The organism is Streptomyces sp. McG3, from assembly GCF_018619185.1.
Lineage (GTDB): Bacteria > Actinomycetota > Actinomycetes > Streptomycetales > Streptomycetaceae > Streptomyces.
Genome location: NZ_JAAXYC010000104.1, coordinates 1 through 24314 on the forward strand (window position 1 = coordinate 1; position 24314 = coordinate 24314).

Genomic DNA, 24314 nt, shown 5'->3' on the forward strand with positions numbered 1-24314 from the left:
ACCCCAGACCCCTGAGCCCGAACTCCCCGAACTCCCCGAACTCCCCGAACTCCCCGAACTCCCCGAGAGGAGACGTTCCCGCATGCCCGTGAACCAGGACGTCATCATCACCTGCGCCCTCACCGGAGCCGGCGACACCGTCGGCCGCAGCCCCCATGTCCCGGTGACGCCCGAGCAGATCGCCGCCTCCGCCGTCGAGGCCGCCGGGGCCGGAGCCGCCGTGGTGCACATCCATGTCCGCGAGCCGGAGACCGGCGCGCCCTCCCGCGATCCGCGGCTCTACCGGGAGGTCGTCGAGCGGATCCGGGAGACCGGCACCGATGTGGTCATCAACCTGACCGCCGGTATGGGCGGAGACCTCGTCATCGACCCGGAGGCCCCGCTCCGTCAGCTGCCGGGCACCGATCTGGTCGGCGGTCTCGAACGGCTGCCGCACGTCGAGGATCTGCTCCCGGACATCTGCACCCTGGACTGCGGTTCGCTCAACTTCGGTGACGGCAGCAACCTCTACGTCTCGACCCCGGACATGCTGCGCACCGGCGCGAAGCGCATCCAGGAACTCGGGGTCCGGCCCGAGCTGGAGATCTTCGACACCGGGCAGCTGTGGTTCGCCAAGCAGCTCCTCGCCGAGGGGCTGCTCGACGACCCCACGGTCTTCCAGCTCTGCATGGGCATTCCGTGGGGCGCGCCCGCCGACCCGGGCGTCCTCCAGGCGATGGTCACCATGCTTCCTCATGGCGCCCAGTGGGCGAGCTTCGCGCTCGGCCGGATGCAGATGCCCTGGGTCGCCCAGTCGATCCTGCTCGGCGGACACGTCCGGGTCGGCCTGGAGGACAACCTCTATCTGGGCAAGGGAGTCAAGGCCACCAACGGTCAGTTGGTGGAGCGCGCCGTGCGGATCACCGAGTCCCTGGGCTCCAGGGTCGCCACGCCCGACGAGGCACGCGTGAAGCTCGGCCTGCGCCCGCGCGCCTGACCACGCACGCCTCCCTCTCCCCCTCCCCCACCGTCCTTCTGGAGTGTCGCCCGTGACTGTCACCCCTTCTGCCGCCGCCACCGACGGCCCCGCCGCCCCCTGTGCCCCGGAGGACGTACGCCGTGTCGCGTGCGTCGGGGCCGGGGTGATCGGCGGTGGCTGGGCGGCCCACTTCCTCGCCCGCGGGTACGACGTCACCGCCTGGGACCCGGCCCCCGACGCGGCCGTCCGGCTGCGCCGGCTCATCGCCGCGGCCTGGCCCGCGCTGGAGCAGCTCGGGCTGGCCCCCGGAGCGTCGCAGGACCGGCTCACCGTCACCGCGACCCTCGAAGAGGCCGTGGCCGAAGCCCAGTTCGTCCAGGAGAGCGCCCCCGAGAAGCTGGACCTCAAGCGCGATCTGCTGGCCCGGCTGGACGCCGCGGCGCCCGTCGGCACGGTGATCGCCTCGTCGACCTCCGGCTACCCGATGACGGACATGCAGACCGAGGCCGCCGACCCCGGGCGGCTCGTCGTCGGGCATCCCTTCAACCCGCCCTACCTCATTCCCCTGGTCGAGGTCGTCGGCGGTGAACGGACCGCGCCCGCCGCGGTCGACTGGGCCTCGCGCTTCTACGCCGTCGCGGGCAAGTCCGTGATCACCATGGAGCGCGAGGTGCCCGGCTTCATAGCCAACCGGCTCCAGGAGGCCCTCTGGCGCGAAGCCCTGCACATGGTCGCCAACGGCGAGGCCACGGTCGCGGAGATCGACGCGTCGATCACCGAGGGCCCGGGGCTCCGCTGGGCCGTCATGGGACCGATGCTCACCTTCGCGCTCGCGGGCGGCGAGGGCGGAATGGCCCATATGCTCGACCACTTCGGCCCGTCGCTCAAGTCGCCCTGGACCCGGCTCGAAGCACCGGAACTGGACCGGACGCTGTACGAGGCGGTGGTGGCCGGCTGCGAGGAGGCGGCGGACGGCCGGAGCATCGCCGATCTGGTCGCCGAACGGGACCGGGGCGTCATCGACGTCCTGCGGGCCACGGGCCGGCTGCCCCGGTCCGCGGAGGAGGTCGCCCGATGAGCGAGCACCCGACCCCCGAGGAGACGACCGTGACCGACGACGGCACGGAACTCCCCCTGTTCCACCGGACCGTGCGGCCCGAGTGGATCGACTACAACGGCCACATGAGCGAGGCGTTCTACGTCCTCGTCTTCGGGTACGCCACCGACGCGATGATGATCGAGACCGGTCTGCACGCCGGGTACCGGGAGAGCACGGGCTGCTCGCTCTACACCGTCGAGTCACATCTGCGCTATCTCCGCGACGTGGCCGAGGGCGCCCATCTCGCCGTCCGCACACGCCTGTTGGGCGTGGACGCGAAGAAGGCGCGCTTCAGCCACGAGCTGTACGTGGTCGGCGCGCCGGACGGCGTACCGGGGCCGGAGGCCGCCCCGGTGGCGACGAGCGAGCTGCTGGCGCTCCATGTGGACCAGCGGGCGGGCCGCACCGTCCCGTTCCCGGATTCCGTGCGGGAGCGGCTGGCCGCGCTCGTCGAGCCGGCGCCCGCGTGGGCGGGCCGCTCGATCGCCGAGGTCCCGGCGGCCCGCTGAGCCGTCTCCGCCCTCCGCCCTCCGCCTCCGTCGGTGTCGCCGCGCGCCGACCCGGGCGGCGGCGGGCGGCGACGCCCGGAAGCGGCCGGGTATGGCTTCTCCGTTGCCGCCATGTTGCGGGGCATGACGCGCCGTTGCGGGTTCGTGGCCGGGCGGGCGACACGCTTCCGGGGGTGCGCGGTGCGGCTTACGGTCCGTATTCAGCCGTCACCGCCCCGTGCGAGGTACCACATGAGCCAGCCCCTCGACTCCGTCACCGCAGGCCACACCCCCGAGGCCCAGCAGCGGCAGGAGCCCGGCGCCGCCTGGTCGTTCGAGACCAAGCAGATCCACTCCGGCGCCGCCCCGGACCCGACGACCGGCGCCCGCGCGGTGCCGATCTACCAGTCGACGTCCTTCGTCTTCCGCGACACGCAGCACGCGGCCGACGTGTTCTCGCTGGCCGAGCCGGGCAACATCTACACCCGCATCCACAACCCCACCCAGGACGTCCTGGAGCAGCGCATCGCCGCGCTGGAGGGCGGGGTCGCCGCCGTCGCGCTGGCTTCGGGTCAGGCCGCCGAGACCCTGGCGATCCTGACGCTGGCCGGGGCCGGGGGCCACATCGTCTCCTCCCCCTCGCTGTACGGCGGCACCTACAACCTCTTCCGTCACACACTGCCCCGGTTCGGCGTCGAGGTGACGTTCGTCGAGGACCCGGAGGACCCGGCGGCGTGGCGGTCGGCGGTCCGGCCCAACACGAAGGCGTTCTTCGCCGAGACGCTCGGCAATCCGCGCGGCGACGTGCTGGACGTCCGGGGCGTCGCGGACACCGCGCACGAGGCCGGGGTGCCGCTCATCGTCGACAACACCGTGCCCACCCCCTTCCTGCTGCGGCCGATCGAGCACGGCGCGGACATCGTGGTCCACTCGGCGACCAAGTTCCTCGGCGGGCACGGCACGACGATCGGCGGCGTGGTCGTGGACGCCGGCACATTCGACTTCGGGGCCCACGCCGAACGCTTCCCCGAATTCCACGATCCCGACCCGAGCTACCACGGGCTGCGCTACTGGCCTGACCTGGGCCCGAGCGCTTTCGCGGTGAAGCTCCGGGTGCAACTGCTGCGCGACCTGGGACCCGCCCTCTCGCCGCACTCGGCCTTCCTGCTGCTCCAGGGTGTCGAGACGCTCAGCCTGCGGCTGGAGCGGCACACCTCCAACGCGCTGGAGCTGGCCCGATGGCTGGAGCGGCGCGACGAGGTGGAGACCGTGCACTACGCGGGCCTGGAGTCGAACCGCTGGTACGAGGCCGGGCAGCGCTACCTTCCGCGCGGGGCCGGGGCCGTGCTGGCGTTCGAGCTGAAGGGCGGGGCCGAGGCGGGCCGGCGGTTCGTGGACGCCGTCGAACTGTTCAGCCACCTCGCCAACATCGGTGACGTACGGAGCCTGATCATCCACCCGGCCTCCACCACGCACAGTCAGCTCACCGAGGAGCAACTGCTCGCCACCGGCGCCACGCCCGGTCTGGTGCGGCTGTCGGTGGGGCTGGAGAACGTGGACGACCTCAAGGCCGACCTGGAGGCGGGTTTCCGGGCGGCGAAGGCGGCGTCCTGAACCGGCGGGACCCGCACCGCGCACTCCCGCTCCCACCGGCCTCCGGCGGCCGACGGGAGGGGGATCCGCCCGGTCGTCGCCGCTGGGCGGCGATCGAGGACCCGCTGCCCCTGGAGTCCGGAGTCCGGCTGCCGGGGGTGCGCCTGGCGTACGAGACCTGGGGGCAGCGGGCGGCGGACGGGTCCAACGCCGTGCTGGTGCTGCACGCGCTGACGGGCGACAGCCATGTGGCCGGGCCGGCCGGCCCGGGGCACCCGACGCCCGGCTGGTGGGACGCGCTGGTCGGTCCCGGCCGGGCGGTCGACACCGACCGCTGGTTCGTCGTCGCGCCCAACGTCCTGGGCGGCTGCCAGGGCAGCACCGGACCGTCCTCCCCCGGGCCCGACGGCACGCCGTGGGGGCCGCTGTTCCCGTATCTGAGCGTCCGGGACCAGGTGGCGGCCGAGGCGGCGCTCGCCGATGCGCTGGGCATCGACCGGTGGGCGGCCGTGATCGGCGGGTCGATGGGCGGCATGCGGGCCCTGGAGTGGGCGGTGAGCAGGCCCGGGCGCACCGGTTCACTGCTCGTGCTCGCCGCCCCGGCCGCCGCGTCCGCCGAGCAGATCGCCTGGGGCTCGGTACAGATCGGCGCGATCCGCTCCGACCCGGGGTGGCGGGGCGGCGACTACCACGGGGCGCCCCCGGGCGGCGGCCCGCACCTGGGGCTCGGGCAGGCGCGCCGCATCGCCCACATCACCTACCGCGCCGAACCCGAGCTGCACTCCCGCTTCGGCGGGGAGGCGCAGCCCGGGGAGCGGCCGGGGCACGGGGGCCGCTACCGGGTGGAGTCCTACCTCGACCACCACGCGGACAAGCTGGTGCGCCGGTTCGACGCGGGCAGCTATGTGACGCTCACCGAGGCGATGAACGGCCACGACGTCGGCCGGGGCCGGGGCGGGATCGCCCGGGCGCTGCGCCGGGCGGACATGCCCGCCCTGGTCGCGGGGGTCGACTCGGACCGGCTGTATCCCCCGGCGCAGCAGGAGCGCCTGGCCGCACTGCTGCCGGGGGCGGACGCCCCGCGCACCATCACCTCGCCCTGCGGGCACGACGGTTTCCTCATCGAGACGGAGCAGGTGGGCCTGCTCGTAGGTGAGTTGCTCGCGAGCCTGCCACAACCGCACACGCACCCCGCCCCCGCGCCCGGCCTCTCCACCTCGACCTCCCTCTCCCCTCACCTTCCCACCTGAACTGCGAGGAGCTTCCATGAGCCCGGTTCCGACCGAGGACGTCTACGACCGGATACGGATGCGGCAGTGGACCGGCGGCCGGGCACGCTCCGCCGGGATCGACCGCCGCGATCTGCTGAAGCTGGTCGCGGCGGCCTCGGCCGCCGTGCCGCTGGCCTCGGTCGCCGCATCCGCGCGGGCGTCCGACGGGCTGCCCGGGGTGGTCAAGCCGCTGCCTCCGGAGCTGTTCACGCTGCGTGGCACCAACGCGGAGACGAAGTTCGCCGCCCTGCGGGACACCGGGCTGCTCACTCCGGCCGACCGGTTCTTCGTCCGCAATCACACCGCCACCCCGCGCATCGACCGGACCGACTGGAAGCTGACGGTCTGGGGCGACGGGCTGAGGGGTGGCCCGGTCGACTTCACCTTCGCGGATCTGCTGGCCCTCCCCCCGGTGACGCGCACCGCGTTCGTGGAGTGCGCGGGCAACGGCCGCAGCTTCTTCACCTCGCAGCAGGGCCAGGCGGTCAGCGGCACCGCGTGGACGCTCGGGGCGATCGGGACGGCACGCTGGCACGGGGTGCGGCTGGCGGACGTACTGCGCCGGGCGGGAATCGGGCGGCACGCGGTGGACGTCCTGCCGCGCGGCCTGGACGCGGAGGTCGTCACCGACGGGGTGAACCTGGGGCGGGTGCGCCGTCCGCTGCCGGTGGCGAAGGCCCTGGACGACGTGCTGCTCGCGTACGGGATGAACGGCGAGCCGCTGCCGCCCGACCACGGCTTTCCGGTCCGGCTGATCGTGCCGTCGTGGGTGGGCATCGCCAACATCAAGTGGGTCGGTGACATCGAGGTGAGCTCCGGGCCGCTGCTCACCCCGTGGAACACCGGCCTCTACCGGCTGTTCGGACCCGGGCATCCGCCCGAGGGGAGCGCGCCGCTGACCCGGCAGACGCTGAAGAGCGCCTTCGAGCTGGCACCGGGCGCTTCGTTCAGCGCCCACCGGCGCACGCTGCTGACCGGGCGTTCCTGGTCGGGCGGGGCGCCCGTGCGGGCCGTGGAGATCAGCACCGACGGCGGGACGCACTGGCGTGCCGCCCGGCTGCGGGACGAGCCGCGGGCCGGGAGCTGGGTGCGCTGGACGGCCGACTGGGTGCCGAAGGAGCCGGGGCCGGTCGTGCTGCTGGCGCGGGCGACGGACCGTTCGGGGCGTACGCAGCCGGTGGCCACCGCGCCCAACACGCAGGGCTACCTGTTCGACGCGGTGGTGCGGCATCCGGTGAGCGTGGTCTGAGCCGGACCGGGCCGCGTCACCGTGCTGTGCGGGCCCCCGCCAGTACGGCGGTGTGCACGGCGCGGGCGATCCGCGCGCCCCAGGTGGACCGGGGTCCGGCGAAGGGTTCGCCGCCGTCGGGCCCCGGTTCGGGAGCGGCGACGCACACGGCGTCCGTGGGGGTGCCCGAGCAGTCGAGTCCGGCGTCCAGGAGCGCCTGCACCTTGGCCTCGGTGGCGGTGGCGACGGCGTTGACCAGGGCGGCGTCGGAGAGCGCGACGGGCAGCGTGACGACGATGTTGACGGTGCCCGGCCGGAACGGGGACACCGGGCCCTCCGCGGGCCCCGGCAGGTGCGACCGTTCCGGTGCCTCCGCGGGCCCCGGCCGGTGCGGTCGCTCCGGCGCTTCCGCGGGCCCCGGCCGGTGCGCCGCCCGGGTGGCGGTGTCGGGGGCCGCCGCCCAGCCCCGTACACCGAGGCCGGCGGTGACGGTCGCCGTGACTCCACCGTCCTGGCCGGTCGTGTACGCGGCGACGTCGGCGGCGGTCATCAGTCCTGCGCCCGGTCCGGTGAGCCCCTCCGCGGCGGCGATCTCGGCGAGGTGCCGGTCCGGGTCGAGGCGCGGGTAGCCACCGGCGACCTGGGCGTTGAGGATCCAGGCGCGGGTGCCGATGCCGCCGCCGAGAACCGCGCTGCTGCAGACCCGGACGCCGGGCCCCAGCCGCCAGAGAAGGTGGTGGAGCCGGTGCCCGTCCTCGTGCCGGTCGCGCAGTTCGCCGCGGTGCGCGGGCGGCCGGAGGCGTACGGAAGAGATGGCGCACCCCTGGTGGCTCGGCGGATCGGCGGTGGTCCGTCCTCCGGCCGCCACGGTCCGCCGATCATATGCGGGACCCGGGGCCTCACCCGATTGGCCTAACGGGTACGGGGGCGGCCCGGTGCCGCCGCACGGGCCCGGCGCCCCGCACGGGGCTTCCGGGAGCCACGATCGGGTCGGGCGGGCGGTTGCAGCGTCCATGCGGGTGAGGCGCGATGGAATCCGGACGCGCCACCTCTGGTGGAGCCACCCACAGGGCGTGCCCGAGAGGAGGAATCGGTTATGGGAGCCGCTGACGGTTTCACGGATTCCGGAGAACTCGACGGTCTGACCGTGTACGACAACGACGGCGAGAAGGTCGGCAGTGTGGGCCGGGTCTACGTCGACGACGACACCGGCAAGCCCGACTGGGTCACGGTCAAGACCGGCCTGTTCGGCATGAAGGAGAGCTTCGTCCCGCTCGCCGGAGCCCGTCGGGTGGGCTCCGACCTGCACCTCGCGCATCCGAAGGACAGCGTCAAGGACGCGCCTCGCGTGGACGCGGACGCACACCTCTCGGTGGCCGAGGAGGAGGAGCTGTACCGGCACTACGGCCTGACCAGGAAGTCCGGCAATCTCGGTGAGAACCGGTCGGCGGGCATGGACGCGCCGACCGTCGCCGGGACCGGGGCGATGGGTGCGGCGGGCGCCGCCGGCGCGGCGGGCGCGGCCCGCGGGACCGGAACGGCCCCCGGCGCCAAGGCGACCGGGAAGGCGACCACGGCGGGCACGAGCGCCGGGATGGCCGGCGCGGGAACGACAGGAGCGGGCATGGCAGGAGCAGGCAGCGGTACGGGCAGGCACCGCGACACGGACGCCTCCACGACGGCGCGCCCGCTGGCGGGAGCCGGCGCGGGCACATCCCGGTCGGCCGACATGAGCGGCCGCGAGGAGATGATCCGCTCCGAGGAGCAGCTGCACGTCGGCAAGGAGGAGTACGAGAGCGGCAGGGCACGGCTGCACAAGTACGTGGTGACCGAGGAGGTCACCCGGACCGTGCCGGTCTCCCACGAAGAGGTCCGCGTGGTCCGCGAACCGATGCAGCCCGGTGAGAAGACCACCGGGACCACGGACTTCGGCGAGCAGGACGTCGAGGTGACGCTGCACGCGGAGCGCGCCACCGTGCGCAAGGAGGCCGTGCCGGTGGAGCGGGTCCGGCTGGAGACCAACCGGGTCACCGAGCAGAAGGAGGTCTCCGCCGAGGTCCGCAAGGAGAAGATCGACTACGCGGACGGCACGGAGATGGGCAAGGGTAAGGACGCCGGTGGCGAGTTCGGCCAGGGGCGACGCCGCTGACCGGCACTTCCTCAGCCGGCCGCACGGCCGCTCCCACCTCCTCGGCCGCCGGGCGGACTCGTTCCACGGGTCCGCCCGGCGGGCTGTCCGGCGCCGTCCGCGCTCAGCGGCAGCGGTCTGGACGCGTTGGCGTTCACCTCCGGACAGAGTGTGCCAGGACTGTCCTGCGTCGTCGTCGAGCCCGGTGCGGCGCAGTGCCTCGGCGACGGCGTCCTCGTCGGTGCGGTCCGGGGCCGCCCAGGCGCGGCGGTGCGGGATGCGGCCGAGGCGTACGACGTCCAGGACGGGCCGGGCCAGGGTGTCGGCCCGGACCAGGAACACGGCCCCGGCGAGCGCGGTGACCGGGAGGAGCCGCGGCGGGCGGCTGTGCGCGGGCCGGTGCGGCGCGGGATCGACCCGCCGCACCGGCCCGGTGAAGTCCGCCCGGGCTTCGGAGCCCGGGTAGCGGGGCCTGGGTTACGGAGCCTGGAGGGCGATCACCGCGTTCTGGCCGCCGAAACCGAAGGAGTGGCTGACGGCCCGCCGTACGGGCACCTCGCGCGGGACCTTGGTGACGCAGTCGATGTCGAACCCGGGCTCGGGGGCGTCCAGGTTCGCGATCGGGGGAACCACTCCGTGCTGGAGCGTGAGGATCGTCAGCCCCGCTTCGATGGCGCCGGCCGCCCCCATGCAGTGGCCCAGCACGCCCTTGGGGGCGGTGACGGGCGGCCGGTGCGGATAGGCCCGGCCGATGAGGGCGGCTTCGGTGGCGTCGTTGAGGGGGGTCGACGTCCCGTGCGCGTTGACGTGGTCGACGTCCTCGGCGCGCCAGCCCGCGTCGCGCAGCGCGGCGTCGACCGCCGCCCCCGCGACCGCCCCGGACGGGTGGGGGCTGGTGGGGTGATGGGCGTCGGTGGTGGCGCCCGCGCCGGCGATCAGCGCCCGGGGAACGGCCCCTCTCGAACGGGCGTCCTCCGCCCGCTCCAGAACCATGATGGCCGCGCCCTCACCCATGACGATGCCGGCCCGGTCCGCCGCGAAGGGCCGGCTGAGGCGGGCCGGGTCGCCGTCCCGCAGCGCTGCCGCGCCGGAGCGGGCGAAACCGGTCATGGCGACCGGGAACACGATCGACTCGGTGGCCCCGGCGATGGCGATGTCGCACTGGCCCAGCGTCAGCATGTCCCGGGCCACCGACAGCGCGGTCACCCCGGACGAACAGGCCGTGCACGGGGCCAGGCTGGGGCCGGTGGCCCTCATCCGGATGGCGATCTCGGCCGCGGGCATGTTCGGGATGGTCAGCAGGATGCCCGAGGGCGAGGTGGCCCCGGGGCCCCGCCGCTCCAGGGCGACGGCCTGCTCGGTGAGTCCGGCGGAGCCGCCGCTGCTCGTGCCGACGACGACGGCGACCCTGGCGCCGTCCCAGTGCGCCGGGTCGAGCCCGGCGTCGGCGACCGCCTCCCGGGCGGCCAGGAGGGCGAACTTGACGTACCGGCCCATCCGGAAAGCGGTCCGGCCGCCGACCGCGTCGTCGAGGTCGATGCCGGTGACCGTACAGGCGAAGTCGACTTCGCAGCCCAGCAGTTCGGGGACGGTACGGGCGGGCGACGCGCCCGCGCAGACTCCGTCCCAGGTGGTGTCGGTGGAGTGGCCGACCGGGGTGATCATCCCCAGCCCGGTGACGGCGATGGCGGGTCGCTTCATCGGGTGTTGCTCACCGGCACCGTGGCCTCGGCCGCCGCGCTGCCGACGGACGCGTCGATGTACGCGGAGATGTCGGCCAGCGTGGCGTCCTTGTACAGCTTCTCCGAGTCCGCGTCGACGCCCAGGGTCTCCTTGATGACGACGGCGAACTCGGCGACCGCGAGGGAGTCCATCTCCAGGCTGTCCATCGTGGACTCCGGCAGGATCTCGGCGGCGGGCACCTTGAACGTCGCGGTCAGCACCTCGGTGATCTTGGGGTGGATGGTCTTCATGGTGGTTCCTCTCATCGGCGTCTCATCGGCTTGGCTTCGTCCTGCGCGGCGGGTGCGTGAACGCGACGGCCCACCGCCCGATGTAACTGGATGACGATCTTCCGGTTACGCCTTCGGGCGAACCGATTCGTCTACGCTCACCTGCGGCTTCTCGAACCATCGGGAGAGCATGGAGGTGGTTCCCCAGTACGCCAGCAGGACCCCGCGCGTACCGAGCGCCGCCACCTTCTCGCGCAGCGGGCGCCGCCTGCTGCCGCAGACGGGCCGCCGGAACTCCGCCGCGCGCCCCCGGATTCCCGCCCTGCGGCCCCGGTGCCAGGGCCCATCGGGGTCGTCGTAGACGTCCGCGTAGCCGGCTCCGGCGATCGGCCAGTCCGCCATCAGGCGCTCGGGGAGCGCGAACGACTCCACCAGGGCGGGCGTGTGTGCGGCCACGACGGCGACGGCGTCCTCCACCGCGTCGGGCAGAAACGTGACCTGATCGGCGGTCAGCCGTCCGGAGGCGAGCAGGGCGCCGCTGTTGCGGGCGATCCACCGGAGCGCGAAGAGCCTGCGCAGCTCGGACAGCCGCTCGCGCGCCGCGCCCTCGGGCAGGGAGGCGACGGCCTCGGCGTACGCGTCGTCCGCCTGGCGGTAGGCGTGCGCCTCGACGCCGTGCAGCGCGGCCGACGAGGCGGCGTTCCAGCGGCCGAGCGGGTCGCCGGGCGGGGCGGCGGCCATCCGCTCGCGGGCCCGGGCGAACCAGAGGTCCTCCACCGCCGCGAACAGCCTGCCGAGGAAGGCGGGGTCGTCCGTATCACCGGGGCCGTCCGGGGCCGGTTCCGGGGTGGTGGCGCTGAACAGCATCTCGGCGGCGGCCTTGGCGTGCACGGCGAGGTTGTCGCCCTCGGCGGTGATCGCGCCCTCGATGCCGGTGAACAGCTCGGTCATGCCGTTGTTCTCCAGGAGCCCCTGGGCGCCGCACCGTTCGCGGCACTCGACGATGACGGCGCGTGCCTGCCAGGTGATCCATCCCTTGGCGACGGCCACCAGGCGCTCCGCCTCTTCCCGGTCGGTCTCCGGGGCCGACTCCCAGCGGTCCAGGGCCCTGCGGTGCAGCAGGCTCATCGCGTAGACGGTCGCCATCGCTCCGGCCAGCGGCCCGTGATGCGTGCGGTGCGCGTAGACCGGGATCCGCCGCGCGGCGCGTGATCCGGAGATCATCCGGTGGCCGGCGTACCGGACGGCGATGGCCAGGGTGACCCGGGCGGAGCCGACCGCGCAGGCGCTCATGGAGAGCTTGCCGGGGGTGACCCGGCCGATGGAGGCGAGGAACCGCCTCCTGCGGTTGGGGACTTCGCTGCGGAAGTGCCCGTTGTCGTCGATCCGTCCCTGCTGTCCGGCGAGCAGTGCGTCACGCGGCACGAAGCGGCGGTCGAAAGCGGTCAGGCAGTGGTCGACGGGGGAACCCATCCGGGCGGGCAGCCGCCGCACCCGGACGCCGGGCAGGGCGCGATGGGCGTCGGTGAGCGGGACGAGGAAGAGGAAGACCCCGTGGTCGGCGCCGTCGACGAGCAGCCGGGCCGCGACCACGCCGGACTTGGGGCCGCCGGCGGGACTGGTGTTGGGCATGAACTTCTGCGCCCCGGCGTGCGGGGTGTGCAGCACGAAGCCGTCGCGTTCGCGGTCGTACGTCGCGGTCGTCTCGATGGCCGCGGCGTCGTTGCCGTGCGCCACCTCCGTACAGAGGAAGGTGCCCACGCGCCGCAGGGCGAGGAAGTCCGACAAGTCGCGGAGTGTGCCCGCGTCGTGGTCGAGGAGGCTGCCGAGGAAGAGGTTGTAGTGGATACCCGCCACGGTGGTCAGCGCCGGGTCGACGGGGCCGAGCCACTCGTGCAGGGCGGCCAGCGCCCGGGGGTCGGCGGCCAGTCCGGCGCCGCTGTCGAGCGCGTTGTTGAGGATCCGCAGCCGGTGGTAGGAGAGGGCGAGTCGTTCGTCGGGGGTGCCGCCACCAGGGCGGCGAAACGGCTCCGTTGTGAGCAGCCGGCGCCAGAACCCGTGCTCCTGACGGAAGTTCGGTCCGAAAAGCACCGCGGTGAGCAGGTCGTTCGTGGACGGCGGGGCCGCGTCGTTCATGATTACGGTCACAACAAAGTAACGATCAAGGAACGGCGAGGACACCCTCGCCGTCCCGAAACGCCCCTGTGGATCAGGCGCGTTGGAAGGCCAGGGCGACGTTGTGGCCGCCGAAGCCGAAGGAGTGGCTCAGGGCCGTCTCGACCCGCTGCTGACGGGGTTCCTTCGTCACGCAGTCGAGCGGGAAGGCGTCGGGGAGCGCGTCCAGGTTGGCGATCGGCGGGATGACGGAACGTTCCAGCGTCAGGACGGTGGCCACCGCCTCGATCGCGCCCGCAGCAGCCAGGGTGTGCCCGACGACCCCCTTGGGCGCGGTCACCGGCGGCCGGTGCGGGAAGAGCCGGGAGATGAGGGTGGTCTCCATGGCGTCGTTGAGGGGTGTGGAGGTGCCGTGGGCGTTGATGTGGTCGACGTCGGACGGGTTCCAGCCCGCCTGGTCCAGCGCCGCCTGGACCGCCCGCTGGGCGCCGTAACCGTCGGGGGCCGGGGCGGTGGGGTGGTGGGCGTCCGTGCTGGACCCGGCCCCGGTGAGCAGGGCACGCGGGCGGCCGCCCCGGGCGCGGGCCGCCGTCTCGCGCTCCAGGACGAGCATGGCGGCGCCCTCGCCGATGACGAAGCCGTCCCGGTCGGCGGCGAACGGGCGGGACGCGCCGGCCGGGTCGCCGGTGCGGGTGGAGAGCGCGCCCATCCGGGCGAAGGCGGTGACCACCAGCGGGGTCAGCACCGACTCGGCGCCGCCCGCCACCACCACGTCGCAGCTGCCGCCGAGCAACAGGTCCCGGGCGACGGCGACGGCGGTGGCCCCGGAGGCGCATGCGGTGGCGGGGGCGAGGCTGGGGCCGCCCGCCTTCAGCGCGATGGCGACCTCGCCCGCCGCCGCGTTGGGGATCATCATCGGGACGAGCAGCGGGGAGACCGCCTCGGGTCCCGAGGCCGCCAGCTTGGCCGCGTTGTCCACCAGGACGGAGACGCCGCCGACGCCCACGCCGAGGACGACCCCGACCCGGCCGCCGTCCCACCGTGCCGGGTCGAGGCCGGCGTCGGCGACGGCCTGCCGGGCGGCCACCAGTGCCAGCTTCACGAACCGGGCCATCCGCCACACCGACCGGCCGCCCACGGCCGCGTCCAGGTCGATGCCGTCGACCGGGCAGGCGAAGTCGACCGGCAGACCGGCCAGTTCCTCGCACCGCCGGGCGGTGGAGTGCCCGGAGCACAGCCTCTCCCAGAAGCTGTGCTCGTCCGCCCCTGCGGGTGTCACCAGGCCGACCCCCGTCACCGCGATGGCGGTGCCGGCTCCGGCCTCGGTGCCCTGATCAGCGGGGAGCGACATGCTGTGTTCCTTCCGTAGAATCCGTGCAAATGGTCCCCGGGGTCCCCGGCCAGCGAAGTGCCGCCGAACCCCAGGTCAGTCCGCCCCCGAAGGCGGTGAGCAGCACCCGGTCGCCGGAGCGGAGGCGGCCTCGGCCCGCCTCGTCGGCCAGGGCCAGCGGGATGGAGGCCGCGCCGGTGTTGCCGACCCGCTCCACATGGGTGACGCAGCGCTGCGGCGCGATGCCGACCCGCGCCGCGACGGCGTGCAGGATCCGGGCGTTGGCCTGGTGCGGCACGAAGCGGTCGACCTCGGCCGGGTCCCAGCCGACCCGGTCCAGGAGTGTCCGGCAGGAGCCGGTCATCCGCTCGACGGCGTGCTGGTAGACGGTGCCGCCCTGCATGCGGAAGAACCCGTCGTCCGGGGCCGGCGGCTTTCCGCTCGCCCGTGCGCGGGCCCCGCCGCCGGGGACGGTGATCAGGTCGTAGCCCGTGCCGTCGCTGCCCAGGTCGAAGGCGAGGAGTTCCCCGGGATCGCCCAGGTGCCCGGCCGCCACCAGGGCGGCGCCCGCCCCGTCGCCGAAGACGACGCCCGCCGAGCGGTCGGCCGGGTCGAGCCAGGTCGAGTAGGCGTCCGCGCCGACCAGCAGGACCCGGTCGTAGAGGCCCGAGGCGACCAGCCCGTGGCAGACGGCGAGTCCGTAGACGAAGCCGCTGCACACGGCGGCGATGTCCAGGGCCGGTACGGTGCCGAGCCCGAGCCGGGCCGCCAGCGCGGGGGCGGTGCCCGGGCAGAGGTGGTCGGGGGTGGCGGTGGCGAGGACCACCGCGTCCACCTCTCCGGCCGCCGGGTCGCGGGCCAGCAGCCGGGAGGCCGCCTCGTAGGCGAGGTCCCCGGTGGCGACGCCCGGTCCGGCGCGGTGCCGGCTGCCGATGCCGGTGCGGCGGCGGACCCAGGCGTCGTCGACGTCCCAGTCCGCGGGGAGCCGGTCGTTGCCGACCGGCTCCCCCGGCACCCACCCCGCGACGCTCTCCAGCACCGCCGTGCGCGCCCCGGCCCCTAAGACGCCCGCCCGCGTCCCCGGCTCCGTACCGCTGTCGGCCACCCGTCTCCTCGCCACCCGTCGCCCCGATCCCGTTGTCGTACTGCATCCGGTTGACGAACGGCGGAACGTCTCACGAGGATGCGTTCGACTGCGCCGAACGGGTCATGACGTGGCGTCAGGTGTTGCTGAGCGCCTCTCGGAGCTCGTCCGCGCCGGGCGGGTTGGCCCCGGCCCGGGAGACGGTCACGGCGGCGGAGGCGACCGCGTGGCGCAGGACGTCGGTGACGGTGCCCCGGTCCACGGCGTGCAGCCGGTCACGGGCGCCGGGGCCGAGGAGGCCGTGCGCGGCGAGGGCGTGGAGCGTCCCCGACATGAACGCGTCGCCCGCGCCGACGGTGTCGACGACGTCGACCGGCAGCGCTTCGGCGACGGCACGGCCGCCGGCGAACAGGGCGAACGCGCCCGCCTCGCCCCGGGTGACGAGGACGAGTGCGGGACCGGCGGCGAGCCACCGCTCGGCCACCTGCTCCGCACGCTCGTCCGGGTACAGCCACCGCAGGTCCTCGTCGCTGGCCTTCACCACGTCGCTCAGCGCGACGCAGCGCTCGACGCGGCCCACGGCCCGGGCACGTCCGCCCATCAACTCGGGCCGTACGTTGGGGTCGTAGCTGACGGTGGCGTTGGCCCGCAGCGACTCCACGGTGGCCAGGACCGTCGCGGCCCCGGGCTCGACGACGGCCGCGATCGAACCCGTGTGCACATGCCGCGGCACCCGGTCGAGCACCACCGGCGCCAGGGTCCAGCCCACCTCGAAGGCGTACGTGGCGTGCCCGTGGTCATCGAGGGCGACGGCCGCCGACGGGGTGGGGCCGGTGGCGTCGTCGGTGCGGATCTCGACCCCGGCGGCGGTCAGGTGATCCCGGATGAGCCGTCCGTGGGCGTCCGGTCCCAGCTGGGTGAGGAGAGTGGTGTCGTGGCCGAGCCGGGCCAGGCCGTACGCGACGTTCGCGGGGCTGCCGCCCGGGTGGACCCGGTCGGGCTCCTCCGGCAGCCGGACGATGTCGGCGACACATTCGCCGATGACCAGCGGATCAACTCGGTCGAGCATGGGGGCGGGTCTCCTGGGTTGCCGTGTCGGGGAATTGTCCGGCGGTGCCGCCGCTCTCCGGGGCGGTGACCGGTGTCGATGAAGGTGTGTTCCCCGGGGGAAGCTCGTCATGGCCGCGCCGATCCGGCCGAAGGAGCGGCTTCGCGGGGGCGGCCCGGCGGAGCCAGAGGAGGGCTCCGGCCAGCACGGCCGTGGCGGCCAGCAGCCAGGGCAGCGGGCCCGGCGGCAGGGTGCCGGCGGCCAGTCCGGCGCCGGCGGCGACCAGTTGCAGGGAGAGCGACTGGACGGAGAGGGCGGTGGCGCGGCCCGAGGCGTCGACCCGGCGGTGCAGCAGGTCGTTCTCGTTGGGGCCCGCGGCACCGAGGCCCAGGTACACCAGACCGTAGCCGGTGACGGCGGCCGCGGTGGCGAGGGGGCTCATCGAGTGCGTGGTGAGGCCGAGCAGGGTCAGCCCCAGCGTGGCCAGCCCGAGGCTCACGAGCACCGCGCGCTCACTGCTTCCGGCCAACCTGGCGACGAGGGGAGCGAGTTGACTGCCCAGGGCGGAGCAGAGGAATCCGGCGCAGGCGAGCCCCGCGAAGACCAGGGCCCCGGATTCGGCCGTCCCCATGAGGGCGGCGGCCCGGCCCGGGGTGAGCAGCTCGACGGCCGCGAACGCGGCGCCGGCGGCGCTCGCGGTCAGCAGGATGCGCCGGATCAGGGCGTCCCGGGCGCCGAGCCGGAGCCCGGCGGCGATGGCTGCGGGCACCCCGCCCACGACCCCGCGCACACCCGTCCGGGGCCGGGGCGGTTCGGTCAGGGCGCTCAGCACATAGAGCACGAAGACGACCTCGACCAGCGCCCCGAGCAGGGCGGGCACGGAGAGCAGGATCACGAGCCCGCCGGTCGCGTCGGCCAGCCACTCCGCCGGACCGGGGACGAGGCCGAGCAGCCAGGGCAGCCCGCCGCCGAGCAGGGTGCCGAGCGCGAGGGCTGCCGAGGTGGCGGAGCTGCCGCGCGCCAGCCCCGTAACCAGATCGGCGTCGGGTCCCGCGTGGGCGTGGACGGTGTCGACGTACCAGGCCTCGGCGGGACCGCTGGACAGGGCGCGGGCCAGCCCCATCAGCCCCATGCCCAGAGCGATGGCCCAGCCCGCCGCACCGAGGCCGATGAGGGTGAAGGCGGTCAGGTTGAGCACCCCGGCGATGGCCAGGACGGGGCGCCTCCCGATGACGTCGGAGAGGCCGCCGGTGGGCAGTTCCATCGCGGCGGCCGTGAGGGAGTGCACGGCGTAGAAGCCGGCGATGGCGGCGAGGCCCATGCCCCGTTCGGTGAAGAGGAGCACTCCCGTCGCGATGGACATGCCGATGGGGAGCCAGAAGAGGAAGGAGACCGTGACAAACCGACGGCGCGCGGTCGCCTCGTCCGGGCCGCGCCCCGGTGCGGGGGCGGCGAGGGCCGGCGCGCCGGTCATGAGGCGTCTCCGGCGGCGGGGGCGTCCGGGGCATCGGGCCCGGCGTGGGCGTCCGCGGGTTCCTGACCGGCCGCCGGCTCCGGGGCCAGCGGCAGCCCGACGGCGAACAGGACGACCTGCTCGGCGCGGGGGTTCCCGGCGTCGCGGGCGGTCAGCTCGTCGGCCTTCTCCCAGACCCCCTCCCACAGCTCGGCGAGGGACTCCGGGGTCAGCCGGGATATCCGGTCGTCGAGGGTCGACGGCTCCTGCCATTCCCGTCCCAGCCTGCCGCTCTCCAGGTCCGCCTCGTGGCGGACCAGCGACTGCTGGAGGTGCTCGATCTGCCGACGGCGCAGGACGCTGAGGATCGTGCTGCCGCCGGGGCTGCGGTGCATCGCCTCGTTGCTCACCGAGGTGATGCCGTGTACGGACTTCCAGCGCCGTTCCCGGCTGTCGCGGTGTTCGGCCTCGGTGACGAACGCGTACTTGGCCAGCACCCTCAGGTGGTAGCTGGTGGAGGCCGAGGACTCCCCCGTCCTGGCCGCGAGCTCGCTGGCGGTGGCCGGGCCGTGCTGTCGCAGCAGTCCGAGCAGGGTGAGGCGCAGCGGGTGGGTCAGGGCCTTGAGGGCGGCCCCGTCCTGCGCCGGATCGAGTACGCGACGCCCGTCTTCGCTGTCCATGACTTCAGCGTAGGGCGACCGGAGCGCTTTCCCAAAGTATTTTTGCAGAATATTTTTTGGAAACCTGGCCACCCCCGGAGCGACGCCCGTCAGACCCCGGGGGCGCGAGCCTCCCGTCGCGCCCGGAGAACCTCCACCACGTCCCGGCACCAGTCGCGGTTGGCCCGTTCGAAGTCCCGCCCCCGCCGACAGGTGAGGTACGGGCCGACCCGTGCGCCGCGGAGCAGGAACTCCGCCTCGCCGCACTCCCCGCGCATCGTGCGCAACTGCTCCTCGAACAGCGCGGCCTTGGCCTCGGCGAACGCATACCGTTCGGTGAGCCGCTCGATCAGCACGTCGGCGTCGAGGTGGTCGGCGGCCTGGACCTGGACCAGCAGGTCCTCCCGCAGGAACGAGGGTTTCGCGGCGGCGGACGCGAAGCTCTCCAGCTCGGCCAGCCCCTCGCCGGTGACACGGAACAGCCGCTTGTTGGGGCGCGCCTCCTGGACGACCTCGCGCCCCGCTACCAGCCCCTCCTTCTCCAGCCTGGCCAGCTCCGCGTAGACCTGCTGCGGCAAGGCGTGCCAGAAGTTCGCGACGCCCGCCGCGAACGCCTTCGTCACCTGGTAGCCGCTCAGCTCCTCGTCGAGCAGCGCCGCCAGCACCGCGTGGCGCAACGCCATCGGACCGTCCCCCTCTCCGCCGCGGCCGGGCGTATCCCCGCCCACCCCTGTCCAGAACGCCGACCCTCATGATAGTCATGAAACTGACTAGTCACTTTCATGACTATGCCGACTCGCCGCGCCCTCAACGGCGAGGACGCGCCTCATCAAGGAGGACACATGACCACCGCAGTGGACCGTTTCCGCGCCGCCGTCGACCGTCGCGAGCTCGACGCCCTCGATGATCTGTTCACCGAGGACATCCGGCTCTACAGCCCGGTGAAGTTCACCCCGTTCGAGGGCAGGCCGATGGTGCTGGGCCTCTTCGGGGTCCTGCTGCGCACCTTCGAGGACTTCCGCTACGTCGGCGAGTTCGCGGGCGCATCGCAGACGAGCGCCGACGGGACCGAGGCCCCGTCGGCGGTCCTGCTCTTCCGGGCGACGGTCGGCGGCCGGGAGATCCACGGCATCGACCTGCTGCATCTGGACGACGACGGGCGGATCAAGGAGTTCACCGTGATGGTCCGCCCGCAGTCCGCCGTCCAGGCGCTGGGCGAGGCCGTGCTGACCGGCCTGGTCGCCGATGGCCTCGTCCCCGCCCCGTAGCCGTACCCCGCCATCCGCCGCCCGGTGACAGCGTTCCGGCTCAGCTAGCCCGCGCCGCCTCCAGGGCGTCCGCGACCAGGCCCAGGAACCGGGCGTGGTCACGGGGCCCGTAGAGGGGCTCGGGGTTCCACGGGACGACGGGCGCCGGCGCACCCTCGCTCCCCCGCAGCTCTTCCAGCGGGGCCGCGTGGGCGCGGATGTCGGTCAGGATCACCTCGGGGCGCAGCGCGAAGGTGCCGGAGCGGTCGAGCGTGGACCAGTTGGCCCCCGGCCCCTCGGCCGGCTCCACGACCTGGACGCCCAGTTCGGTGAGCACGCGCAGCTCGGGCCACATCCTGGGGCGCGCGACATGCGCCTGGTCCGGGCCGGCCGGGGAGAGGGCGAGCACCCGGGGCGCGTCGGCGGACGCGGCGGCGACCACGGAGCGCAGCCTCGCCCGGGCGGCGCCCAGGTCCCGGTCGGCGCCCGGCCGGGCCGTCGTGCCGAGCGAGCGGGCCAGTTCGGCGAACCGCTCGCCGATCTCACCGAACGTACGGGCCTGGCTGACGTCGAGGACGACCACCGGGACCCGCTCCTCCAGGGGCTTGGCCGTCTCGGGGGTCAGCCCGTAGACATGGCCGCCGCCGTAGCTGACGGCCACCACGAGGTCCGGTCCACAGCTCAGCAGCCGTTCGACGTCCAGGGCCGCTCCCGCACCGACGTACGCGACCTCACCCAGCGGCAGGGTCCCGGTCTTCGCCGTGTCGGGGTCCGGCCCGTCGTGGTCGGAGCCGAAGATCCCCACCGGCCGGATTCCGAGGTCCCACAGGGTGGCACCGGCCTGGACGTAGGCCAGCACCCGCCCGGGCGGCCGGGGTGCCGTCGACTGCTGACCCCGGTCGTCGGAGAACCGCCATTCGCTCTGCTCCGTCACGTCACACACGCCCCTCTGCCGCCGACTGCCGTTCCATTCGTGCGAGTTCGTACACGTGTACCTGCCCACCTCCTCGCCGCCACACCCCTCCGGCCAGGGAACAAACGGCCGTCGACCGGTTCGGCCACGACGGGCGGCCATCGTCACGGAGTGTTAGAAATGAGGGACCCTCAGTCATCGGGCGGCGCCCCCGGCCGGCCCCCTTACGGACGGAGTCAACTCCCCATGCGCGCGACCTTGTTGAAGGCAGCCCTGGCCGTCGGCGTCGGCGCCTCGCTCTGTGCGGCCTCGGCGGACGCCCCGGCCACGACCGGGGGCGCGACACGTCCGGCGGCGGGAGCGGCGAGGGCGGTGGAATGTCCCGTGGTCGACGTGCTGGCCGTCTACACACCCAAGGCCGCGGAACGGGCCGGCGGCAAGCACCGGGTTCCCGCGTCGGCCCAGGAGATCGCGACGCGGATGAACCGGTCCCTGGCGGCGGGCGGGCTCTGCGGTGTCATCCGTGTCGTCCACCCGTACACGGCGACCGGCCACGAGGGACCGGAGGAGTTCCGCGCCGCGCACGCCGTCCTCAAGGACCACTCGGCGGGGCTCGGACGCCAGGTGCACGAGCAGCGGGCGCGGTACGGCGCCGATCTGGTCACGCTCGTCGTGGACCGGGAGGAGCGAGGTGGCGGCACCGCGGACTACACGCCCGTACTCGACGGCTCCACGGACGAGTACGCCTACGCGGTCGTCGAGGTCGACGGCATCCGCCTGGATTCGGCGAGCCACGAGATCGGCCACAATCTGGGCCTCGCCCACGACCGCACGACGCTGACGGGCAACACGGACGGCTCGATGAGCGTGAGCCGCAACCGTCCGTACAACACCGGCTGGATCACCGAGGACGGCAATCACTACACGATCATGGCGTACCGCTCCGCGTGCGGGAACCACTGCCGGCGGATCAGCCGGTTCTCCAGCGCGACGGAGACATGGAAGGGCCATCGGCTGGGCAACGCGGACAACGACGGCGTTCGGGTGCTGCGCGAGACGATGCCGATCGTCGCCGGATACCGCGACAAGCGCTGACCCGGCAGACCCCGGGGACGTCCCGGCGCAGCCGGAGACTCCCGGGTGCGTGACGCCCCACGAGGCGCGTCAACTGTTGGCGGCGCACCCGTCGCGGGGGCGCGCGCCGTCGAGCGTCAGGTCCACGATCCGGCGCGCGAGCCCCCTGTCCAGCGGCGCCCCGGTCAGCAGGACCCGGGCGAACAAGGGCCCCGCCAGGGTCTCGGCAACGAGCCGGGCGTCGGTGTCCGGGGCCAGTTCGCCGCGCTCGACACCGCGCCGCACGATGTCCTCGCCCCGCTCCAGCCGGGCGTCCCAGTACGGCAGGCGTTCCGCCTCGACGGAACCCGTGTCGGGGGAGGCGCCGAGGTGGAGCAGGGCCGCGCCCTGCGGCGAGGCGAGATAGTCCGAGACCGCCGACATCAGCTGGGTCAGGTCCTGGCGCACGTCCCCCGTGTCGGGCTCGGGCAGCGCCTCGTCGGCGTGCGAGCCGAGGGCGTCCAGCAGCAGGTTCTCGCGCGTCTTCCACCGCCGGTACACGGAGGTCTCGTGCACCCCCGCCGCCCCGGCGACCGCGGCGACCGTGGTACCGGTGAGCCCTTCCGATGCGAGCAGGTCGACGGTGGCCGCCAGGACGGCCTGCCGCATGCGTTCGCCCCGGCGGCGCAGCGGAGCGGGGCTCTTCTCGGTGGTCACCTCCGAACCGTATCGCAAGGCTACTTGCTTTACGGGCAGGCCGGGCCTACGTTTCAAAGCAAGGCGACTTGCGATAGGCCGCCGATCCGAACCGTGAGGACCCGTCATGGAACGCATGCGCGCAGCGCGTCTGCACCTGCCCAGCCACACCCTCGCCGTGGAGGAGGTGGACAGGCCCGTGCCCGGTCCCGGCGAAGTGCTGGTGAAGGTCGAGGCGGCGGGGGTCTGCCTCTCCGACGTGCACCTCGTCGACGGCACGCTGAGCCCGCTGTATCCGGAGGGGGACACGGTCACCCTGGGCCACGAGGTGGCCGGGACCGTGGCGGAGCCGGGTCCGGACGTCACCGGCTGGCCGCCCGGCACGAGGGTGGTGCTCCAGGCGGGCGAGCAGCGCCGGGGCCGGACGCACACGCGCGGCGTCGACTACGACGGCGGCTGGGCCGAGTACGCCCTCGCCACCGCGTCGACCCTCGTCGCCCTGCCCGACGCGCTCCCCTTCGAGCAGGCCGCGATCATCCCGGACGCGGTCTCCACACCCTGGGCGGCGGTGACCGCCACCGGCGACGTCCGGGCGGCGGAGGCCGTGGGCGTCTGGGGCGCGGGCGGGCTCGGCGCACACGCCGTGCAGTTGCTGCGGGCGGTGGGCGCGCATCCGGTCGTCGCGGTGGACCCCGCTCCGGCGGCCCGGCGGCGGGCCCTGGAGTTCGGGGCCGACCTGGCGCTGGACCCCGCCGATCCGCTGTTCCGCGAGAAGGTGCTCGGGGCGACGGGCGGCGTGGGCCTGGAGGCGGCGTTCGACTTCGCCGGGGTCCCCCCGGTCCGCGAGCAGGCGCTGACCACGCTGGCCCCGAAGGGGCGGCTGGTGCTGGTGGGGCTGACCGACCAGCCGCTGACCGTCGCCCGCGGCACGCTGTTCAGCTATCTCCAGCACCGGATCCTGGGCCACTACGGCTCGGAGGGACACCATGTGGCGCAGCTCGTCCGGCTCGCCGAGGGCGGCCGGCTGGACTTCTCCCGCTCGATCACCGACATCCTGCCCCTGGAGGACGCGGCGGCGGCCGTGCGGCGGACGGAGACCAAGGAGGGCGATCCGGTCAGGATCGTTCTGCGGCCGTGACGACCTCCCCGCCGTCGGCGCCGGCCTCCGGCTCGGGCCGCCGCAGCTCCACGTTGAACTGGGCTCCGGCCAGCAGTGAGAGGTTGGCGAACCAGACCCAGATGAGGAAGACGACGAGCCCGGCGAGCGATCCGTACAGCCTGCTGTAGCTGCCGACCTGGGTCGCGTAGAGAGCGAACAGCGCCGACGCGGTGAGCCAGCAGAACGCGGCGAGGATCCCGCCGGGCAGGCCCCGGCGGACACCGCGCGCCGAGCGGGGGCCGGTGCTGAAGAGGACCATGATCAGGCAGGCCACCAGGAAGACCAGCAGCGGCCACTTCAGCGCCGCCCACAGGGTCTCCCCCTCGTGCGGCAGGCCGATGAGCCGACCCAGCCAGCGGGCCACCGGGCCGGTCATGACGATGGCGAAGGCGCTGGTCATCAGCAGGAGGAGCAGGCCGATCGCGGAGACGACGATGATGTGCGCCTGCCGCAGGGGCGGGCGCGTGTCCCGGACGCCGTGCATGGCGTGCATCGCCCGGCGGAAGACCGCGAGGTAGCTGCACGCGGACCAGACGGCGCTCACGGACCCGGTGGCGACGAGCAGCCAGACGGCGGAGCGCTGTTCGGTCGCCGCCTCCAACGGCCTGCGCAGCGCGTCGCCGGACTCGGCCGGGGCGAACGCGGTGATGTCCGCGATCAGGGCGCCGGTCGCGTCGGGGTTGGCCAGTCCGATCACGGAGACGGTGACCAGGAGCGCCGGGAGCAGGGCGAGGATGGCGTAGTACGTCAGGGCGGCGGCCCAGTCGGTGACGTCGTCGTTCCACAGCGAGACCGGTGTACGGCGCAGGGCGGCGCCCCAGCGGCGGGGCAGGGCGGCGG

General features: G+C 74.0%; 23 protein-coding genes and 1 pseudogene. 10 read left to right on the forward strand and 14 right to left on the reverse strand.

Features of this window, described 5'->3' with window-relative positions; genetic code table 11:
- The first annotated feature begins 82 nt into the window (after nucleotides 1-82).
- The 6 genes from HET64_RS18500 to HET64_RS18525 all read left to right on the forward strand — a co-directional run bounded on the left by HET64_RS18500 (nucleotide 83) and on the right by HET64_RS18525 (nucleotide 6658).
- The gene (locus HET64_RS18500) at nucleotides 83-976 is read left to right on the forward strand and encodes a 3-keto-5-aminohexanoate cleavage protein (RefSeq protein ID WP_215107036.1); all 894 of its coding nucleotides are present in this window, start codon (nucleotides 83-85) and stop codon (nucleotides 974-976) included.
- 52 nt (nucleotides 977-1028) lie between these two features.
- A complete protein-coding gene (locus HET64_RS18505; RefSeq protein ID WP_215106997.1) occupies nucleotides 1029-2036 on the forward strand; it encodes a 3-hydroxyacyl-CoA dehydrogenase NAD-binding domain-containing protein in 1008 nt (335 codons plus the stop codon).
- Nucleotides 2033-2566: a thioesterase family protein gene (locus HET64_RS18510; RefSeq protein WP_215106998.1), complete on the forward strand. Its 534-nt coding sequence runs from the start codon at nucleotides 2033-2035 to the stop codon at nucleotides 2564-2566. The genes HET64_RS18505 and HET64_RS18510 overlap by 4 nt, the downstream gene beginning before the upstream one ends.
- 231 nt (nucleotides 2567-2797) lie before the next feature.
- Nucleotides 2798-4159 carry a bifunctional o-acetylhomoserine/o-acetylserine sulfhydrylase gene (locus HET64_RS18515; protein ID WP_215107000.1) on the forward strand — a complete coding sequence of 454 codons (1362 nt, stop codon included), beginning with the start codon at nucleotides 2798-2800 and terminating at the stop codon, nucleotides 4157-4159.
- Nucleotides 4156-5388, forward strand: a complete 1233-nt coding sequence (locus tag HET64_RS18520; RefSeq protein WP_215107038.1) for a homoserine O-acetyltransferase — start codon at nucleotides 4156-4158, stop codon at nucleotides 5386-5388. The genes HET64_RS18515 and HET64_RS18520 overlap by 4 nt, the downstream gene beginning before the upstream one ends.
- Nucleotides 5389-5404: 16 nt before the next feature.
- The gene (locus HET64_RS18525; protein WP_215107002.1) at nucleotides 5405-6658 is read left to right on the forward strand and encodes a sulfite oxidase; all 1254 of its coding nucleotides are present in this window, start codon (nucleotides 5405-5407) and stop codon (nucleotides 6656-6658) included.
- 16 nt (nucleotides 6659-6674) lie between these two features.
- On the opposite strand, the gene HET64_RS18530 is transcribed toward HET64_RS18525, so the two are convergent.
- Complete coding sequence (locus HET64_RS18530; protein ID WP_308370187.1) at nucleotides 6675-7451, reverse strand: adenosylcobinamide amidohydrolase; 777 nt, start codon at nucleotides 7449-7451, stop codon at nucleotides 6675-6677.
- 282 nt (nucleotides 7452-7733) lie between these two features.
- On the opposite strand from HET64_RS18530, the gene HET64_RS18535 reads away from it, so the two are divergent.
- Nucleotides 7734-8786: a PRC and DUF2382 domain-containing protein gene (locus HET64_RS18535; protein WP_215107006.1), complete on the forward strand. Its 1053-nt coding sequence runs from the start codon at nucleotides 7734-7736 to the stop codon at nucleotides 8784-8786.
- A gap of 60 nt (nucleotides 8787-8846) precedes the next feature.
- On the opposite strand, the pseudogene HET64_RS39090 reads toward HET64_RS18535, so the two are convergent.
- From HET64_RS39090 to HET64_RS18580, 10 genes and pseudogenes are all read right to left on the reverse strand, one after another.
- Nucleotides 8847-9071: pseudogene (locus HET64_RS39090) on the reverse strand (ABC transporter ATP-binding protein); the annotation flags it as partial.
- A 171-nt stretch (nucleotides 9072-9242) separates the two neighbouring features.
- Nucleotides 9243-10466: a beta-ketoacyl synthase gene (locus HET64_RS18540; RefSeq protein ID WP_215107008.1), complete on the reverse strand. Its 1224-nt coding sequence runs from the start codon at nucleotides 10464-10466 to the stop codon at nucleotides 9243-9245.
- Entirely contained in the window at nucleotides 10463-10738 is a 276-nt protein-coding gene (locus HET64_RS18545; protein WP_215107010.1) for an acyl carrier protein, read from the reverse strand. The genes HET64_RS18540 and HET64_RS18545 overlap by 4 nt, the downstream gene beginning before the upstream one ends.
- 105 nt (nucleotides 10739-10843) lie before the next feature.
- On the reverse strand, nucleotides 10844-12853 hold the full coding sequence (locus HET64_RS18550) for an acyl-CoA dehydrogenase (RefSeq protein WP_215107012.1): 2010 nt from the start codon (nucleotides 12851-12853) through the stop codon (nucleotides 10844-10846).
- Between the two features lie 73 nt (nucleotides 12854-12926).
- A complete protein-coding gene (locus tag HET64_RS18555; RefSeq protein ID WP_215107014.1) occupies nucleotides 12927-14183 on the reverse strand; it encodes a beta-ketoacyl synthase in 1257 nt (418 codons plus the stop codon).
- The gene (locus HET64_RS18560; protein ID WP_308370185.1) at nucleotides 14167-15267 is read right to left on the reverse strand and encodes a beta-ketoacyl-ACP synthase 3; all 1101 of its coding nucleotides are present in this window, start codon (nucleotides 15265-15267) and stop codon (nucleotides 14167-14169) included. Before HET64_RS18560 ends, HET64_RS18555 begins: the two co-directional genes overlap by 17 nt.
- Before the next feature lie 115 nt (nucleotides 15268-15382).
- Nucleotides 15383-16315 carry a carbohydrate kinase gene (locus HET64_RS18565; protein ID WP_215107016.1) on the reverse strand — a complete coding sequence of 311 codons (933 nt, stop codon included), beginning with the start codon at nucleotides 16313-16315 and terminating at the stop codon, nucleotides 15383-15385.
- Entirely contained in the window at nucleotides 16299-17768 is a 1470-nt protein-coding gene (locus HET64_RS18570; protein ID WP_215107018.1) for an MFS transporter, read from the reverse strand. The genes HET64_RS18565 and HET64_RS18570 overlap by 17 nt, the downstream gene beginning before the upstream one ends.
- On the reverse strand, nucleotides 17765-18427 hold the full coding sequence (locus HET64_RS18575; RefSeq protein WP_215107020.1) for a helix-turn-helix domain-containing protein: 663 nt from the start codon (nucleotides 18425-18427) through the stop codon (nucleotides 17765-17767). Before HET64_RS18575 ends, HET64_RS18570 begins: the two co-directional genes overlap by 4 nt.
- A gap of 89 nt (nucleotides 18428-18516) precedes the next feature.
- On the reverse strand, nucleotides 18517-19089 hold the full coding sequence (locus HET64_RS18580) for a PadR family transcriptional regulator (protein WP_215107023.1): 573 nt from the start codon (nucleotides 19087-19089) through the stop codon (nucleotides 18517-18519).
- A 159-nt stretch (nucleotides 19090-19248) separates the two neighbouring features.
- Here HET64_RS18580 and HET64_RS18585 point away from each other — a divergent pair, with 159 nt between their 5' ends.
- Nucleotides 19249-19674: a nuclear transport factor 2 family protein gene (locus HET64_RS18585; protein WP_215107025.1), complete on the forward strand. Its 426-nt coding sequence runs from the start codon at nucleotides 19249-19251 to the stop codon at nucleotides 19672-19674.
- A 40-nt stretch (nucleotides 19675-19714) separates the two neighbouring features.
- Here HET64_RS18585 and HET64_RS18590 read toward each other — a convergent pair whose 3' ends face one another.
- Entirely contained in the window at nucleotides 19715-20587 is an 873-nt protein-coding gene (locus HET64_RS18590; protein WP_215107027.1) for an ABC transporter substrate-binding protein, read from the reverse strand.
- Nucleotides 20588-20812: 225 nt separating this feature from the next.
- Between HET64_RS18590 and HET64_RS18595 the strand changes: the two genes are divergently transcribed.
- Nucleotides 20813-21661 carry a M12 family metallo-peptidase gene (locus HET64_RS18595; RefSeq protein WP_215107029.1) on the forward strand — a complete coding sequence of 283 codons (849 nt, stop codon included), beginning with the start codon at nucleotides 20813-20815 and terminating at the stop codon, nucleotides 21659-21661.
- A 69-nt stretch (nucleotides 21662-21730) separates the two neighbouring features.
- Here HET64_RS18595 and HET64_RS18600 read toward each other — a convergent pair whose 3' ends face one another.
- Entirely contained in the window at nucleotides 21731-22336 is a 606-nt protein-coding gene (locus tag HET64_RS18600) for a TetR-like C-terminal domain-containing protein (RefSeq protein ID WP_215107030.1), read from the reverse strand.
- A 106-nt stretch (nucleotides 22337-22442) separates the two neighbouring features.
- On the opposite strand from HET64_RS18600, the gene HET64_RS18605 reads away from it, so the two are divergent.
- A complete protein-coding gene (locus HET64_RS18605; RefSeq protein ID WP_215107032.1) occupies nucleotides 22443-23453 on the forward strand; it encodes a zinc-binding dehydrogenase in 1011 nt (336 codons plus the stop codon).
- Here the strand turns inward: HET64_RS18605 and HET64_RS18610 are convergent.
- A complete protein-coding gene (locus HET64_RS18610; RefSeq protein ID WP_251145513.1) occupies nucleotides 23431-24306 on the reverse strand; it encodes a YihY/virulence factor BrkB family protein in 876 nt (291 codons plus the stop codon). The two genes, HET64_RS18605 and HET64_RS18610, sit on opposite strands and share 23 nt — an antisense overlap.
- Between the last annotated feature and the right edge of the window lie 8 nt (nucleotides 24307-24314).